The sequence below is a fragment of the Pantoea sp. Fr+CA_20 genome (assembly GCF_024520835.1).
Lineage (GTDB): Bacteria > Pseudomonadota > Gammaproteobacteria > Enterobacterales > Enterobacteriaceae > Pantoea > Pantoea allii.
On sequence record NZ_JALNPN010000002.1, the window covers coordinates 92,126 to 106,820 of the forward strand.

Below are 14,695 nucleotides of genomic sequence, written 5' to 3' on the forward strand. Positions count from 1 at the left end.
TTTATTTCACGGTAAAAGCGTAACGTCCGTGCGTCTTGTGCCCATCCACGGACAGCACGTGCCAGTTGACCTGATAGCTGCCCTGCGCCAGCGGTTGGACAAAATCCACCAGCAGGCGGTTGTGCTGCTTGCCATCCAGCCGGGCCTTTTCGCCTACGGCTTTATGCTGTGCATTGGTTACCTCAACGCCACTGAATGCGGCTTCCACATCTTCTGTGAACGTCAGCGTAATGTTCTGTGGGGCGGGTGAAACCGCCGCGTTGGCTGCAGGCGTCGAAGACTGCAGATGCGCATGGGCTAGCGCGAACTGGCTAAAAGCCAGGGCACCAGTGGCAACCAGGCCGATTACCACACGAGAAATCGCTGTTTTGTTCATCACATCATCCTGTTAGCTGTCGTTAAGGCCACGAGCGTGGCGCAAGAATACGCCGCAGCGATTTAACTGTCGAGGCCAGCAATGCTATCCTGTACCTTGCGCTATGCGGAGGAAAACATTCCGTTTGGCCACGTTTATCGGGAGAACATCATGAGTCATAACCTTGCCTTGCTGTCGCAGGAAGAGAAAGACAAAGTTAATGTCGATCTGGCGGCGGCAGGCGTTGCGTTTAAAGAGCGCTATAACATGCCTGTCGTGGCTGAAATGGTCGCGAATGAACAACCAGAAGCCCTGCGCGACTGGTTTCGTCAGCGTTTAATGCATTACCGTCAGGCCTCTCTCAACTTGTCACGCCTGCCCTACGAGCCTAAACAGAAATAATGATGCTACGCGTAATTGATACAGAAACCTGCGGGCTGCAAGGCGGCGTGGTGGAGGTTGCCTCGGTCGATGTGGTTGACGGCCAGATCGTCAATCCAATGAGCGATCTTGTGTCACCTGACCGGCCAATCAGTCGCCAGGCCATGGCCGTGCACCGCATTACGGAAGCCATGGTCATCGGCAAACCGCCGATTGAAGAGGCCGTCGCCCGCTATCACGGCAGTGCCTTTTATGTGGCACATAACGCCAGTTTCGATCGCCGGATGTTGCCGGAAATGCACGGCGAGTGGATCTGCACGATGACGCTGGCACGTCAGCTGTGGCCGGGCATCAAATATGGCAATCAGGCGCTGCGCCATAGCCTTAAGCTGGAAGTTACCCCGCCTGCGGAGTTACATGCCCACCGGGCACTTTACGACTGCTATGTGACGGCCGCCCTGCTCATCAGGATTATGGCGATCTCCGGCTGGAATGCGGAAGAAATGTGTCAACGCTCGCAGCCTGCCGCTCAACGTGATGATGTGCTGCCATTTGGCAAGTATCGTGGTCAGGCGTTGGCCGTGATTGCCCGTAAAGATCCGGGTTATTTGAAATGGATGCTGGATAACGTAAAAGATTTGCGCCCACCGTTGCGGCAGGCGCTGCGGAAGTGTCTTAGTCAGCTTCCGTAAGATCTGCCGGTGGCAGGCTGCCCTGCGCAAGGGCGACAATGAAGGTGAGCTCAAGGGCTACGCCTTCATAAGCCTTATATCGACCGGACTTGCCGCCGTGCCCCGAGTCCATGTCGGTACAGAGCAGCAGCAGATTGTCATCCGTTTTATGCTCCCGCAGTTTTGCCACCCACTTAGCCGGTTCCCAGTATTGCACCTGTGAATCATGCAATCCGGTTGTCACCAGCAGGTGGGGACAGGTTTTTGCTTCAACATTGTCATAAGGACTGTATTGCCGGATATAGCGGTAGTACTCCGCCTCATTGGGATTCCCCCACTCCTCATATTCTCCGGTCGTCAGAGGAATAGACTCGTCCAGCATGGTGGTTAACACATCGACAAAAGGCACCTGTGCGACCACGCCATGATAAAGCGTTGGGGCCAGATTAATGATCGCGCCCATCAGTAATCCCCCCGCACTTCCGCCCATCGCGTAAAGCCGGTCTGAATGACCGAATCCGCGAGCCACGAGCGCATTCGTCACATCGATAAAATCGGTGAAGCTGTTCATTTTATTCAGCAGTCGACCACCGTCATACCACTGCTGTCCCATCTCCCCGCCGCCTCGCACATGCACCAGTGCATAGACAAAACCGCGATCCAGCAGACTGAGGCGACTGACGCTAAAATCTGCATCCATGCTACTGCCATAGGCGCCGTAACCGTAAACCAGCATCGGGTTTTGCCCCTTCTGGAAATACTTGCGGTTGTACACCAGCGAGACCGGTACTTCTGTCCCGTCAGAGACGGTGATCCAATGGTGCTCGCTTTTGTAATCATCCGGATTAAAGTCTTTTACCGCACTCTGTTTCAAAATGCGGCGTTCACCCGTGTCCATATCCAGTTCAAACAACGTGGCGGGCGTGGTCATTGACGAATAACCATAGCGCAGCTTGCTGGTGCGGGTCGTGGGGTTGTATGCCAGCCAGGTGACATAGGTGGGATCGTCAAACGCAATGCCGCTGGTTTCTCCCGTTTGCCAGTTGATTTGCCGCAGGCTGGTCAGCCCACGCTGGCGCTCTTCCACCACCAGCCAGTCACGGAAGAGCTGAAAGTCTTCCATCACAATATGGTCGCGCGCCGGGATCACGGTTTCCCAACGTGACTCCTCCAGATAGCGGCTGCGATACAGGCCGAAGTTTTTCCCATCGCGGTTCGAGCGTATAAAAAACGTATGGTCATAATGATCGAGACTGTATTCGTGATCGCGCCGTCTGGGCAAAAAAACCTGAGGAATAGCGTCCGGGAAACTGGCATCAATCAGCTGAATTTCACTGCTGCTGGTGCTGTACAGCACGACCAGGATGAATTGTTTCGATGTGGTTTTATGGATGCTGAGGTGATAGGTATCGTCTTTTTCTTCGTAAACTAACCGATCGTCGCTCTGCGGCGTGCCCAACTCATGTTGCCAGAGCTGGTAAGGCAACAGGGTTTGCGGATGTTTACGTACGTAATAGAGCGTGCGCGAATCGCTGGCCCACGCGAAGCTGGAGGACGCATCGTTGAGCACCTCTGGATACCAACTGCCGTTATCCAGATTGCGAAAGCGGATACCGTACTGACGCCGGGAAAGGAAGTCTTCTGCCAGCGCCATTACCCGGTTATCCGGGCTGATGTGCAGCGCGCCCATGGTGTAAAAATCACTGTGCGACGCACGCTGATTCGCATCCAGCAGCAACGTCCACGCCTCGCTCTCCTCGCTGGCGGCTGGCTGTCGGTAATAGGCAGCGTATTCATTGCCGCTTTCATACCGGCTTTGATAGCGATAGCCATTTTTCACGTAAGGTACGGAGTGATCCTGCGGTGGCAGGCGGTCGATAATTTCATGCAGAATACGATGCTGTAAGGGCTGCTGTGAGCCCATGATTTTTTGGCCGTAATTGTTCTCAGCGCGCAAATAGTCCAGTACGTCGCTGTCTTCACGTCTGTCATCACGCAACCAGTAATAATTATCAACGCGCGTCTCGCCATGCAACGAGAGTTCATAAGGTATTTTTTTTGCGCTCGGTGCTTTCATGTCATCCGTCCCGCTGAATGTAATGAACACTAAGCGTGGCACTAATGTAATCAGATGCCAAGTTAAGTACGAACATTGTTAATTAATTCAGGGCCATGTGGCGGCCCTGTTCGGGATTAGCTGGCTTTCTGCTGGAGGATATCTTGCTGAATGCCATCACGGACATCCTGTGGGATTTTTAACGCATCGCCCAGTGCCGATAGATAGCTGCGCTCCATAAAATGGTCTACATCAATGGCGGCACAGCTCAGAAAATAGAGTTCAAGCGCCTCTTCTTCATTTTTGACATCAGCGGCGAGCCACTCAGGGTCCAGCGGTCGCTGCATAGCCTGCTGGATGAGCGTTTCGGCATCCTGACCGTAGCCTGCCTGATGGATATTTTGCTCAATCGCTGCGCGTTCCCGATCGTCGATATGACCATCACTTTTGGCGGCAAAGACCAGAGCGGTTACCAGACGTTCTGCCCGCTGATCCACAGGCGTTTGCCATTCGCCAAAGCCGGGGTCATTCTGATGGGTTTCCCGCACCCGTTGTTTGTATTTGTTCCACAGTACAGCCCCTGCTGCTGCACCGCCGCCGATAATCAATGCTTTGCCGCCATAGCGGGTTAACAACTTCCGGGATGATTTACTGGCCACCAGCATGCCCGCCAGCCCACCCAGTGCCCCCGGAGCCAACATATCGCTCAATCCACCGCTGGATTTGCCATCGCTGCTTTTTTTAGCCAGCAGCGATTGAATCTGTTGCAGCCAGTTATTCATCGTTCACTCCCTTTACCATTCGGAAACATCATCATTACCAAAAAGATGTCAGGAAACGTCAGAGCAGGAAAAGTAGCGCAAACCCTGCCTCAAAAGCAGAAGGGGTGAGAACGCAAACGTTTTCGTATATACTGCGCGCGCATTTTGACTGCTTTGATTTTAGGTGGATTTATGACGACTCTCGGAACTGCGCTGCGCCCTGCCGCAACGCGCGTTATGCTGTTGGGCTCAGGTGAACTGGGCAAAGAAGTTGCGCTGGAATGTCAGCGTCTGGGTGTGGAAGTGATCGCGGTTGACCGCTATGCCGATGCGCCTGCTATGCATGTTGCCCATCGCAGCCATGTGATTAACATGCTGGATGGCGATGCACTGGCCGCCGTTATCGCGCAGGAAAAGCCTCACTTTGTCGTGCCCGAAATTGAAGCTATCGCGACCGAAAAGCTTCTGGAGCTGGAGCAGCAAGGCCAGCACGTGGTGCCCACCGCACGCGCCGCGCGCCTGACCATGAACCGCGAGGGCATTCGTCGTCTGGCGGCAGAGGAGCTGGCGCTTCCTACTTCCAGCTACCGTTTTGCCGACAGTAAAGATAATTTTGTGTCTGCCGCCGCCGAGATAGGGTTTCCATGCATCGTTAAACCGGTGATGAGCTCTTCAGGTAAAGGTCAGAGCTTTATCCGGGATGCCAGCCAGCTGGAAAAAGCCTGGGACTATGCCCAACAAGGTGGCCGTGCGGGCGCAGGACGCGTTATCGTCGAAGGCGTGGTGAAGTTTGATTTTGAGATCACGTTGCTGACCATCAGTGCCGTTGACGGCATTCATTTTTGTGCACCCATTGGTCATCGTCAGGAAGACGGCGATTACCGCGAATCCTGGCAGCCTCAGCAGATGAGCGAACTGGCACTGCAACGTGCTCAGCATATCGCTGAAACCGTGGTAAAAGCCTTAGGTGGCTATGGACTGTTCGGCGTGGAGCTGTTTGTCTGTGGCGATGACGTGGTATTCAGTGAAGTCTCACCCCGGCCACACGATACCGGTATGGTGACGCTGATATCACAGGACCTGTCTGAGTTCGCCCTTCACGTTCGTGCTTTTCTTGGTCTGCCCATTGGTGCCATTCGTCAGTACGGCCCTTCTGCGTCAGCCGTGATCCTGCCGCAGTTAACCAGCCAGAATGTGCAGTTCGTGAATGTGGAAGCCGCGCTGGGTGCAGGTTTACAGTTGCGCCTGTTTGGCAAACCGGACATCGAGGGCCAGCGCCGTTTGGGCGTCGCCCTGGCCTGTGCTGATACAACCGAAGAAGCCGTTGCGCGCGCGGTCGCCAGCGCGGCAGCAGTCAGCGTTCAGGGTTAATGCCGTTTGCGGTGAGTCCAGGACTCACCGCACACTTTTGACTTGCTTTACTTCGCGCCAGCGACGGCGTCACGCGCCAGTTGGGTAATGCGTTGCCAGTCACCCGCTTCCAGTGCATCGTTGGGCACCAGCCAGGAGCCGCCGATGCAAAGCACGCTTTTCAGCGCCAGATAGTCACGGTAATTCGCTGGTGAGATACCGCCCGTCGGACAGAAACGGACCTGAGGGAAAGGCCCGCCGATAGCCTGCAGCGCTTTTACCCCGCCGTTAGCCTCCGCCGGGAAAAATTTGAATTCCCGCAAACCATAATCCATACCCGTCATTAATTCTGATACCGTGCTAATACCAGGAATCAGCGGGATCGGGCCTTCCACCGCAGCCTTGAGCAACGGCTCAGTAATACCCGGACTGATCACAAACTGAGCACCCGCGTCTGTGACTTCCTGCAGCTGTTGAGGGTTAAGCACGGTGCCGGCCCCTACAATGGCGTCAGGCACATGTTTGATAATGGCACGCAGTGCCTCCATCGCCACGGGGGTGCGTAACGTCACCTCAAGCACCTTGACGCCGCCTGCGACCAGCGCCTGCGCCATAGGAACCGCATGTTCCAGTTTATTAACCACAATTACCGGCACGACCGGTCCGGTTTTCAGAATCTGTTCGGCACTCGTTTTCCAGTTTTTCATCACATCCCCTGATGCATAACATTGGGAGCGGCACGCCGGAGAAAACACAGCGTCAGCCCTGTTAACAGCGCTACTACCATACAGGATTCGCGGTTTATCCGTCTATTGCCGGTTGAGATTTTTAAAACAGCAGTTCATTTTTGAGAGTGAGTGCAAAAAAAAGCCCGCACGCGGCGGGCTGAGACATTTATTCAAATTCGTTCCAGGAACGACCATCACGGGTAATCATGGCGACGGAAGCAACCGGCCCCCACGTCCCTGCCTGATAAGGCTTGGATGAATCGCCATCTGCGGCCCATGCATCGATAATCGAATCCACATACGTCCAGGCAGCTTCCACTTCATCGCGACGCACAAACAGCGCCTGAATACCGCGCATGGATTCCAGTAACAGGCGCTCGTAGGCATCCGCCAGATGAGACTGGTTGAAGGTTTCTGAGTAGCTCAGATCCAGCTTGGTGGTTTGCAGTTTATGTTTGTGATCCAGGCCTGGCACTTTGTTCAGGATCTCGATATCAACACCTTCGTCAGGCTGCAGACGAATAGTGAGTTTATTCTGTGGTAACTGAGAGTAGGAATCTTTGAACAGGTTCATCTCAGGGTTTTTGAAATACACCACAACTTCTGAACACTTTGTCGGGAGACGTTTACCGGTACGCAGGTAGAAAGGTACGCCTGCCCAACGCCAGTTATCGATATCCACGCGGATAGCCACAAAGGTTTCAGTAGCGCTGGTTTTATTCGCGCCTTCTTCTTCCAGGTAGCCTGGTACCTTCTTGCCCTGCACAAAGCCAGACGTGTACTGACCGCGCACCGTTTTTTCGCGGACGTTGGTTTGATCGATTGGACGCAACGAGCGCAGCACTTTCACTTTCTCATCGCGAATACTGTCCGCGCTGAGATCGGACGGTGGAGACATGGCGATCATCGTCAGAACCTGTAACAAATGGTTCTGGATCATATCGCGCATCTGCCCGGCTTTATCAAAATAGCCCCAACGGCCTTCGATACCGACTTCTTCGGCCACGGTAATTTGCACGTGATCGATCGTGCGGTTATCCCAGTTATTCACAAAGATGGCATTGGCAAATCGCAGGGCTAACAGGTTCAGCACCGTTTCTTTGCCCAGATAGTGGTCGATGCGGAAAACCTGGCTCTCGTCGAAATATTCGCCCACGCTGTCGTTAATTTCTTTTGACGTTTCCAGCGAGGTGCCCAGCGGCTTCTCCATCACGACACGCGCCGGCTTGTCATTCAGCTTCGCTTTGCCCAGTCCCTGACAAATGGCACCAAAGGTGCTTGGCGGCATGGCAAAATAGTTGATGGTGGTACGGTTTTTCTGATCCAGCATCTTACCCAGACGTGGGAAATGCGAGGTATCATTCACATCAAGATTACAGAAGTCGAGACGGCTGCTGAGCTTGTCCCAGAGCGCTTCATCAATCTTTTCCTTCATGAAGGTTTCTAACGCTTCACGCACCACTTTGGTGTATTCAGCTTTATCCCACTCAGCCCGGCCCACACCGATGATTCGGGTTTCTTCATGAATCTGGCCCGCTTTTTCTAACTGATACAGCGAGGGCAATAGTTTACGACGGGCGAGATCGCCTTTGGCGCCGAAAATTACCAGATCGCATGCCTGGGCTATTTGTGTTACCGCCATTTTCCTCTCCTCGTTGCAGGATTGTCCCGGTGGCGTTGCGTCCTGAGCACCGGGTCCACGTTGTCATGTTCTTTCAGCACAATGTACTTTTTTCCCCAGGCCAGGTAAACCAGCCAGCGGCGTCACCACGCTAACTCTGCACCCAATTAGCATCTGAGGTAGGTTGACCCGTGCGCTTTCCTCTATTTTTCTGTGTCAAATATTGTCTGGCAAAAATCCAGCGTGGGCCTGATTATCGCAAAAAAAAGTGCTGCAGACTTATCAGACCTTGCGCCCCTGTCGGTCAGGCAGGGTATATTCTCTGTTAATTAACTGTAACAACAGCAATTATTCATTTTAACAGATACGCCATGCTTAGCAGGTCAGGACTATGTTGGATAAAATTCGTGCGCAGATGACTGTGCTCAGTAAGTCAGAACGTAAAGTGGCACACCATATTCTCGCCGCACCTGAGCAAGCGATACATTCCAGTATTGCCACGCTGGCTCGGGCAGCCGAGGTCAGTGAGCCCACGGTAAACCGCTTTTGCCGACACCTGGGCACGGCGGGTTTCCCCGACTTTAAACTTCAGCTTGCCCAGGCCCTGGTGAAGTCACCTAACTGGCTGAGCCGGGATGTGCAGGAAGATGACAGCGTTGAGCGCTACAGCGAGAAAATCTTCGATTCCGCCCTGGCCGGTCTTCAGCGGGTACGGGACAGCCTCGATCTGGCCGCCCTGCAACAGGCCGTGGTTTATTTAACGCGTACCGACAAAATTACCTTCTTTGGTTTAGGTGCGTCCGCCGTGGTAGCGCATGACGCCTTCAACAAGTTTTTGCGGTTTAACCTGCCGGTTATCTGGTCAGACGATGTGGTGATGCAACGCATGAGCTGTATCAACAGTCGCGACAACGAGGTGTTTGTTTTGATCTCCCATACCGGGCGCACCCGCAATATGGTCGAGCTGGCGCAGCTCGCGCGCGCCAACGGTTCTACCGTTATCGCCATGACGTCAGCAGGCTCGCCGCTGGCGCTTAACGCCACGCTGGCGCTGCTCGTCGATGTGCCGGAGGACACCGATATCTATCTGCCAATGGTCTCGCGACTGGCTCAACTCACCGTGATCGATCTGCTGGCTACCGGATTTACGCTGGAACGGGGGCCGTCCTTCCGGCAGAACCTGAAGCGGGTTAAAGAAGCCCTGAAGGCCTCGCGCTACGACAAAACCGCTATCGCCGATAACGATATCTCCTGATTCACCGGCTGGTCGGGCAGCATCTGGCTGGCGCGTAAGCCTGTGCGAAAAAGCGACCTGGCTTGCGTCTGGTCAATTAAGCTTTCGCTAAAGCCGTCCGGGGGATGACTTCCTTGGTGAGTCTCAGTATTGTATCTAAGAAAAATGCCTTTACTTTACTTCGTAAAGGCCCGGTGCCACAGTTCTGACACACTCGAATGTATAATAATACCTCTGTGTGGTAAGCATGATCTGATAGGTTAACCCCTTAAAATGTAATGATTCAGCTCAGTTCCAACCTCCAAAGGAATCCCTATGTCCCGACGTTTAAGAAGAACCAAGATCGTAACCACCCTCGGCCCAGCCACTGACCGCGACAATAACCTCGAAAAAATCATTGCTGCTGGCGCTAACGTCGTGCGTCTTAACTTTTCCCACGGCACCGCTGAAGATCACCAACTGCGTGCTGACAAAGTGCGCCAGATTGCGGCAAAACTGGGGCGGCATGTTGCCATTCTTGGCGACTTGCAAGGGCCTAAAATCCGCGTTTCAACCTTTAAAGAAGGCAAAGTCTTCCTGAACGTCGGTGACCCTTTCCTGCTGGATGCGTCAATGGGGAAAGGTGAAGGCGATAAAGAGCGCGTGGGCATCGACTATAAAGGTCTGCCTGAAGACGTGGTGCCTGGCGATATCCTGCTGCTGGATGATGGGCGCGTACAGTTAAAGGTGCTGGAAGTTCAGGGCGTAAAAGTCTTTACCGAAGTCACCGTTGGTGGCCCGCTCTCTAACAACAAAGGCATTAACAAACTGGGTGGCGGTCTGTCGGCCGAAGCGCTGACCGAGAAAGACAAAGCAGACATCCTTACTGCGGCAAAAATTAACGTTGATTACCTGGCCGTTTCCTTCCCGCGCTGCGGCGAAGACATGCACTATGCACGTCGTCTGGCGCGTGATGCCGGCTGTGATGCCCTGATGGTCGCCAAGGTGGAACGTGCTGAAGCGGTTGCCTCTCAGGAAGCCATGGACGACATCATTCTGGCCTCAGACGTTGTTATGGTCGCCCGTGGTGATCTTGGCGTCGAGATTGGCGATCCTGAACTGGTCGGTATCCAGAAAGCGCTGATCCGCCGCGCCCGCCAGCTTAACCGTACCATCATCACCGCGACCCAAATGATGGAATCGATGATCACAAACCCAATGCCAACCCGTGCAGAAGTTATGGATGTGGCCAATGCCGTGCTGGATGGGACGGATGCCGTAATGCTGTCAGCTGAAACCGCCGCAGGCCAGTATCCTGCTGAAACGGTGGCTGCCATGGCAAAAGTCTGTCTGGGTGCAGAAAAAATCCCGAGCGTTAACGTCTCCAAACACCGTCTGGACGTACAGTTTGACAATATCGAAGAAGCTATCGCTATGTCGGCGATGTACACCGCCAACCACCTGCAGGGTGTAACCGCGATTATCACCATGACGGAATCCGGTCGTACGCCCCTGATGACTTCGCGCATTACCTCTGGCTTGCCCATCTTCGCCATGTCTCGTCATGAGCGCACGCTGAACATCACGGCCTTATTCCGTGGTGTCACACCGGTGTTCTTTGACAGCAACAATGAAGGTGTGGCTAACGCCCATGATGCCGTAAATCTGCTGCGCGACAAGGGCTTCCTGGTGTCTGGCGATCTGGTTGTGGTAACCCAGGGTGACGTCATGGGTGCCACCGGCACAACCAATACAGGTCGTGTGCTGCGCGTCGATTAATTCCGCCTTTTTAGCCTCACCTGTATTACCATTGGAAACGCGACTGCCCTGCAGTCGCGTTTTTGTTTTTTGATAAGGAGGCCGGATGGCCCGTTACCAACCCATCAGCCAGCTCACTGGTCGCATGATGCTGTTTCCGCTGGCGATGGTGCTGTACGAATTTGCGACCTATATTGCTCACGATATGATTCAACCCGGCATGTTGCTGGTGACTGCCGAATTCGATGTAGGCGCAGAATGGGTATCCACCTCTCTCACAGCCTATTTACTGGGCGGCGTTGTGCTGCAGTGGTTACTTGGCCCGCTGTCAGATAAATATGGCCGTAGGCCAGTATTGCTGTTTGGGATTCTGTTTTTCGCTGCCGCCTGCATTCTGACCACCTGGGTCAGTGATATTCAGGAGTTTGTCAGCCTGCGTTTCGTCCAGGGCATCAGCCTGTGTTTTATTGGCGCGGTAGGTTATGCGGCCATCCAGGAAGCTTTTGACGAAGCCTTAGCGGTGCGCATCATGGCGCTGATGGCAAACGTGGCCTTACTGGCTCCCCTTGCCGGCCCGCTGGCGGGCGCAGCCTGGCTGACAGTGGGAAGCTGGCGCAGTATGTTTTGGCTGTTCGCCGCCTGTAGCGCTGTGGCATTTATCGTTTTATGGCGCGTCATGCCTGAAACCGCCGGGGATCGCACCCAGTCTGTTGCGCTGCCTGTGCTGGCACGCAACTACGGCCGTCTTCTCAAAGATCGTCAGGTGATGTTTGGCTCTTTCGCTATTGGGCTGGTGTTTATCCCCATCCTGACCTGGGTTGCGCTGTCCCCGGTGATTTTAATGCGGGATGAAGGGCTTTCCCGTATGCAGTACGCCCTGCTCCAGCTCCCGGTTTTTCTGGCGATGATCGCCGGCAACGTGACGTTGAGTAAGCTAGTAGGCCGGATGCCGATTGAACAACCCGTCCGGTTTGCGGCATGGCCGATACTGCTGGGCCTGAGCCTTGCCCTGTTAGCCACACTGCTTAACGCGCACAGCTACCTGTTTATTACGGCGGGACTCAGTTTGTATGCGTTTGGCGGCGGAATGGTCAATGCCGGTCTTTATCGCCTGACGCTGTATGCCAGCGATGAGGGCAAAGGCAGCGTAGCGGCGATGCTGGGCATGGTCAGCATTATGACGCTGGCCACGGGCATTGAGCTGGCTAAGCATTTTTATTTTAACAGCGGGGTGATCGGGTTTAGCCTGATTAACTTTATCAGCGGCATACTGTGGTTTGGTTTGGTGCTGATGTTTCTGCGCGAACGTAAGCGCCACGCAAAAGTGACGCCACTTTAAATCATGCAGGCCGCAATGCGGCCTGCATGTTATTTGCGCGGATACAGCTCGTCACGCGAATAGGGTTCTTTGTCTCCCGCTTTGCGTGTTTTAAGCAGCTTTAATATCCAGGTATATTGTTCCGGATGAGGGCGCACAAACACTTCCACTTCTTCATTCATCCGGCGAGCCAACTGACGGTCATCGGCTTCAACTAAATCGTCCATCGGCGGACGGACATAAATGTCCAGCTTGTGGCTTTCGGCATTATAAACCGGAAACATCGGTATAACCCGCGCACGGCAGACTTTCATCAACCGGCCAACGGCAGGCAACGTGGCTTTATAGGTCGCAAAGAAATCCACAAACTCACTATGTTCAGGGCCGTGGTCCTGATCAGGCAAATAATAGCCCCAGTATCCCTGACGGATCGAGCTGATAAAGGGTTTAATGCCGTTTTCGCGCGCATGCATACGTCCACCAAAGCGGCGTCGGGCGCGGTTCCAGACATAATCCAACAGCGGGTCGCTCTGGTGATGGAACATCGCAGCAATGCTTTGCCCTTCTGACGCCAGCAGCATGGCGGGAATATCGATGGCCCAGCCATGCGGCACCAGGAAAATCACGTTCTCCTTTTCGGCGAGCATCTGATCGATAATTTCACGACCGTGCCACTCAACGCGCTTTCGCACCTGAGCCGGATCGCGCATGCCCAGTTCCGCCATCATTGCCATGGCCTGTGGCGCAGTCGCAAACATCTGATCCACGATCGCTTCACGCTGAGATTCACTGAGTTCAGGCAGGCAATAGTAGAGATTAATCAGCGCACGGCGACGCGCCCCTTTCGCCAGCTTTCCGGCAAATTTACCCAGCCGCCCCAGAAGCGGATCGCGCATTTTTGCCGGTACTAACGCAATGCCAGCCAGCGCACCAATGCCCAGCCAACTGCCCCAGTATTTTGGTTTTAAAAAAGAACGTTCAAAAACGGGAATAAATTCACTGTTATTTTTTTTACGGGTTTCCATGCACTCGCCTCAATCAATGACGGGCTAATGATAGTGGCGACGAGTAAATTTGCAATCATCCTGCGCCAGAGATAAAAAAAGTCGACGGCAATACCGTCGACTTTATCAAAAACTTACTTCAGTCCCAACTGGGGTAGCCAGCCTTTCACCTGAGCAAGATACTGTGTTCGTTCTTTACCCGCCAGCCCTTCCATACGCGGCAGCTTGGCCGTTAAGGGGTTCACAGCCTGGTTATTAATCCAGATCTCGAAATGCAGGTGTGGACCGGTTGAACGACCGGTGTTGCCAGAGATCGCAATACGATCGCCACGCTTCACTTTTTGCCCCGGTTTCACCAGCACTTTTTTGAGGTGCATATAGCGCGTCATATACTGACGCCCGTGCCGAATGGCAACATAGTTACCGGCTGCGCCGCCATTTTTGGCCACCACGACTTCACCATCGCCAACCGCCAGAACAGGGGTACCGATCGGTAAGGCGAAATCGACGCCTTTATGAGGCGCAATGCGTCCCGTTACCGGATTAAGGCGACGGGGATTAAAATTAGACGACACGCGGTACTGCTTGACGGTCGGGAAACGCATAAAGCCACGAGCCAGGCCTGCGCCACTGCGGTCATAGAACTTGCCGTCATCCGCACGGAAGGCGTAGTAATCTTTACCCCCACTGCGTAAACGCACACCCAGCAGTTGGCTTTGAGCACTCTTGCCGTCCATCATTTCACGTGACATCAGCACGCTAAACTTATCGCCTGCACGCAGCTTACGAAAGTCCATTTGCCACTGCATCGCTTTGATGACGCTGCTGGCTTCACCACTGGTCAGGCCGGCACGGCGGGCACTGGCGGCAAAGCTGCCGTGTACCTCACCCTGCATCACGCTATTGCGCCACTCGCCCTGCTGCATCTGCGACTGCATTTTAAAGCCACCGTTATCGGTGCGCTCATAGGTGCGGGTTTCCCGACGCGAAATTTCCCAGGTAAAGGTGTTCAGTGCGCCGTCGTCGTTTAACGTCCAGCTAAGCTGCTGACCGACCTGTAAATTACGCAGATCACGATCGCTGGAGGCCAGGGCGTTAATATCGCCCATGTCGATACCGTACTGATTCAATGCACTACTGAGCGTGTCACCAGAAGAAACCGTGTATTCATGCGTACCGGCGCTGTCTGCAACATCCTGATCGACATCATCCGCAGGAAGCTCTTCATCCGGTTCAGGGGTGCTTTGATCGATGGGTTCACTGGCTTCAGGAAGCAGTGTCCGAAATTCGTTTTTGTCCAGTTCGATGGTTTTGACGATAGGGGTCACATCGTTACTGGGATGGTAGACGTAAGGCCGCCAGACTGCGACGGCCAAAGTGACAACGGTTAACGATCCCAGCATAACGCGGTGGGGGCGCGGCAAATTATTAAATGCGAGGGCGACAGAGCGGGCTATCTGCTGCACGTTGAACTATTCC

13 protein-coding genes are annotated in these 14,695 nt (G+C 54.0%); 6 read left to right on the forward strand and 7 right to left on the reverse strand.

What is annotated here, in order from left to right; genetic code table 11:
• Window position 1: 1 nt before the first annotated feature.
• Window positions 2–376 carry a copper homeostasis periplasmic binding protein CopC gene (gene copC, locus NR177_RS02895; RefSeq protein ID WP_241567532.1) on the reverse strand — a complete coding sequence of 125 codons (375 nt, stop codon included), beginning with the start codon at window positions 374–376 and terminating at the stop codon, window positions 2–4.
• A gap of 150 nt (window positions 377–526) precedes the next feature.
• Here copC and NR177_RS02900 point away from each other — a divergent pair, with 150 nt between their 5' ends.
• Both NR177_RS02900 and exoX read left to right on the forward strand, forming a co-directional pair.
• Window positions 527–757, forward strand: a complete 231-nt coding sequence (locus NR177_RS02900) for a DNA polymerase III subunit theta (RefSeq protein ID WP_019105100.1) — start codon at window positions 527–529, stop codon at window positions 755–757.
• A 2-nt stretch (window positions 758–759) separates the two neighbouring features.
• On the forward strand, window positions 760–1,428 hold the full coding sequence (gene exoX / locus NR177_RS02905) for an exodeoxyribonuclease X (protein WP_063879883.1): 669 nt from the start codon (window positions 760–762) through the stop codon (window positions 1,426–1,428).
• On the opposite strand, the gene NR177_RS02910 is transcribed toward exoX, so the two are convergent.
• Together NR177_RS02910 and NR177_RS02915 are read right to left on the reverse strand one after the other, a co-directional pair.
• Window positions 1,412–3,484 carry a prolyl oligopeptidase family serine peptidase gene (locus tag NR177_RS02910; RefSeq protein ID WP_256852266.1) on the reverse strand — a complete coding sequence of 691 codons (2,073 nt, stop codon included), beginning with the start codon at window positions 3,482–3,484 and terminating at the stop codon, window positions 1,412–1,414. The genes exoX and NR177_RS02910 overlap by 17 nt on opposite strands.
• A 116-nt stretch (window positions 3,485–3,600) precedes the next feature.
• On the reverse strand, window positions 3,601–4,245 hold the full coding sequence (locus NR177_RS02915) for a tellurite resistance TerB family protein (protein ID WP_096011159.1): 645 nt from the start codon (window positions 4,243–4,245) through the stop codon (window positions 3,601–3,603).
• Window positions 4,246–4,416: 171 nt separating this feature from the next.
• Between NR177_RS02915 and purT the strand changes: the two genes are divergently transcribed.
• Window positions 4,417–5,595, forward strand: coding sequence for a formate-dependent phosphoribosylglycinamide formyltransferase (purT, locus tag NR177_RS02920; RefSeq protein ID WP_256852267.1), 1,179 nt, complete (start codon window positions 4,417–4,419; stop codon window positions 5,593–5,595).
• Between the two features lie 47 nt (window positions 5,596–5,642).
• Here purT and NR177_RS02925 read toward each other — a convergent pair whose 3' ends face one another.
• Entirely contained in the window at window positions 5,643–6,281 is a 639-nt protein-coding gene (locus tag NR177_RS02925) for a bifunctional 4-hydroxy-2-oxoglutarate aldolase/2-dehydro-3-deoxy-phosphogluconate aldolase (RefSeq protein WP_096011157.1), read from the reverse strand.
• A 187-nt stretch (window positions 6,282–6,468) separates the two neighbouring features.
• The gene (gene zwf / locus NR177_RS02930; RefSeq protein WP_063879888.1) at window positions 6,469–7,944 is read right to left on the reverse strand and encodes a glucose-6-phosphate dehydrogenase; all 1,476 of its coding nucleotides are present in this window, start codon (window positions 7,942–7,944) and stop codon (window positions 6,469–6,471) included.
• A gap of 370 nt (window positions 7,945–8,314) precedes the next feature.
• Here zwf and NR177_RS02935 point away from each other — a divergent pair, with 370 nt between their 5' ends.
• From NR177_RS02935 to NR177_RS02945, 3 genes are all read left to right on the forward strand, one after another.
• Window positions 8,315–9,178 carry a MurR/RpiR family transcriptional regulator gene (locus NR177_RS02935; RefSeq protein ID WP_145393900.1) on the forward strand — a complete coding sequence of 288 codons (864 nt, stop codon included), beginning with the start codon at window positions 8,315–8,317 and terminating at the stop codon, window positions 9,176–9,178.
• 294 nt (window positions 9,179–9,472) lie between these two features.
• A complete protein-coding gene (pyk, locus tag NR177_RS02940) occupies window positions 9,473–10,915 on the forward strand; it encodes a pyruvate kinase (protein ID WP_063879890.1) in 1,443 nt (480 codons plus the stop codon).
• A gap of 85 nt (window positions 10,916–11,000) precedes the next feature.
• Entirely contained in the window at window positions 11,001–12,233 is a 1,233-nt protein-coding gene (locus NR177_RS02945; protein ID WP_063879891.1) for an MFS transporter, read from the forward strand.
• Between the two features lie 29 nt (window positions 12,234–12,262).
• Here NR177_RS02945 and lpxM read toward each other — a convergent pair whose 3' ends face one another.
• Together lpxM and mepM are read right to left on the reverse strand one after the other, a co-directional pair.
• Window positions 12,263–13,237: a lauroyl-Kdo(2)-lipid IV(A) myristoyltransferase gene (gene lpxM / locus NR177_RS02950; RefSeq protein ID WP_096011155.1), complete on the reverse strand. Its 975-nt coding sequence runs from the start codon at window positions 13,235–13,237 to the stop codon at window positions 12,263–12,265.
• A gap of 113 nt (window positions 13,238–13,350) precedes the next feature.
• Window positions 13,351–14,682: a murein DD-endopeptidase MepM gene (gene mepM / locus NR177_RS02955; RefSeq protein ID WP_063879893.1), complete on the reverse strand. Its 1,332-nt coding sequence runs from the start codon at window positions 14,680–14,682 to the stop codon at window positions 13,351–13,353.
• Window positions 14,683–14,695 lie beyond the last annotated feature (13 nt).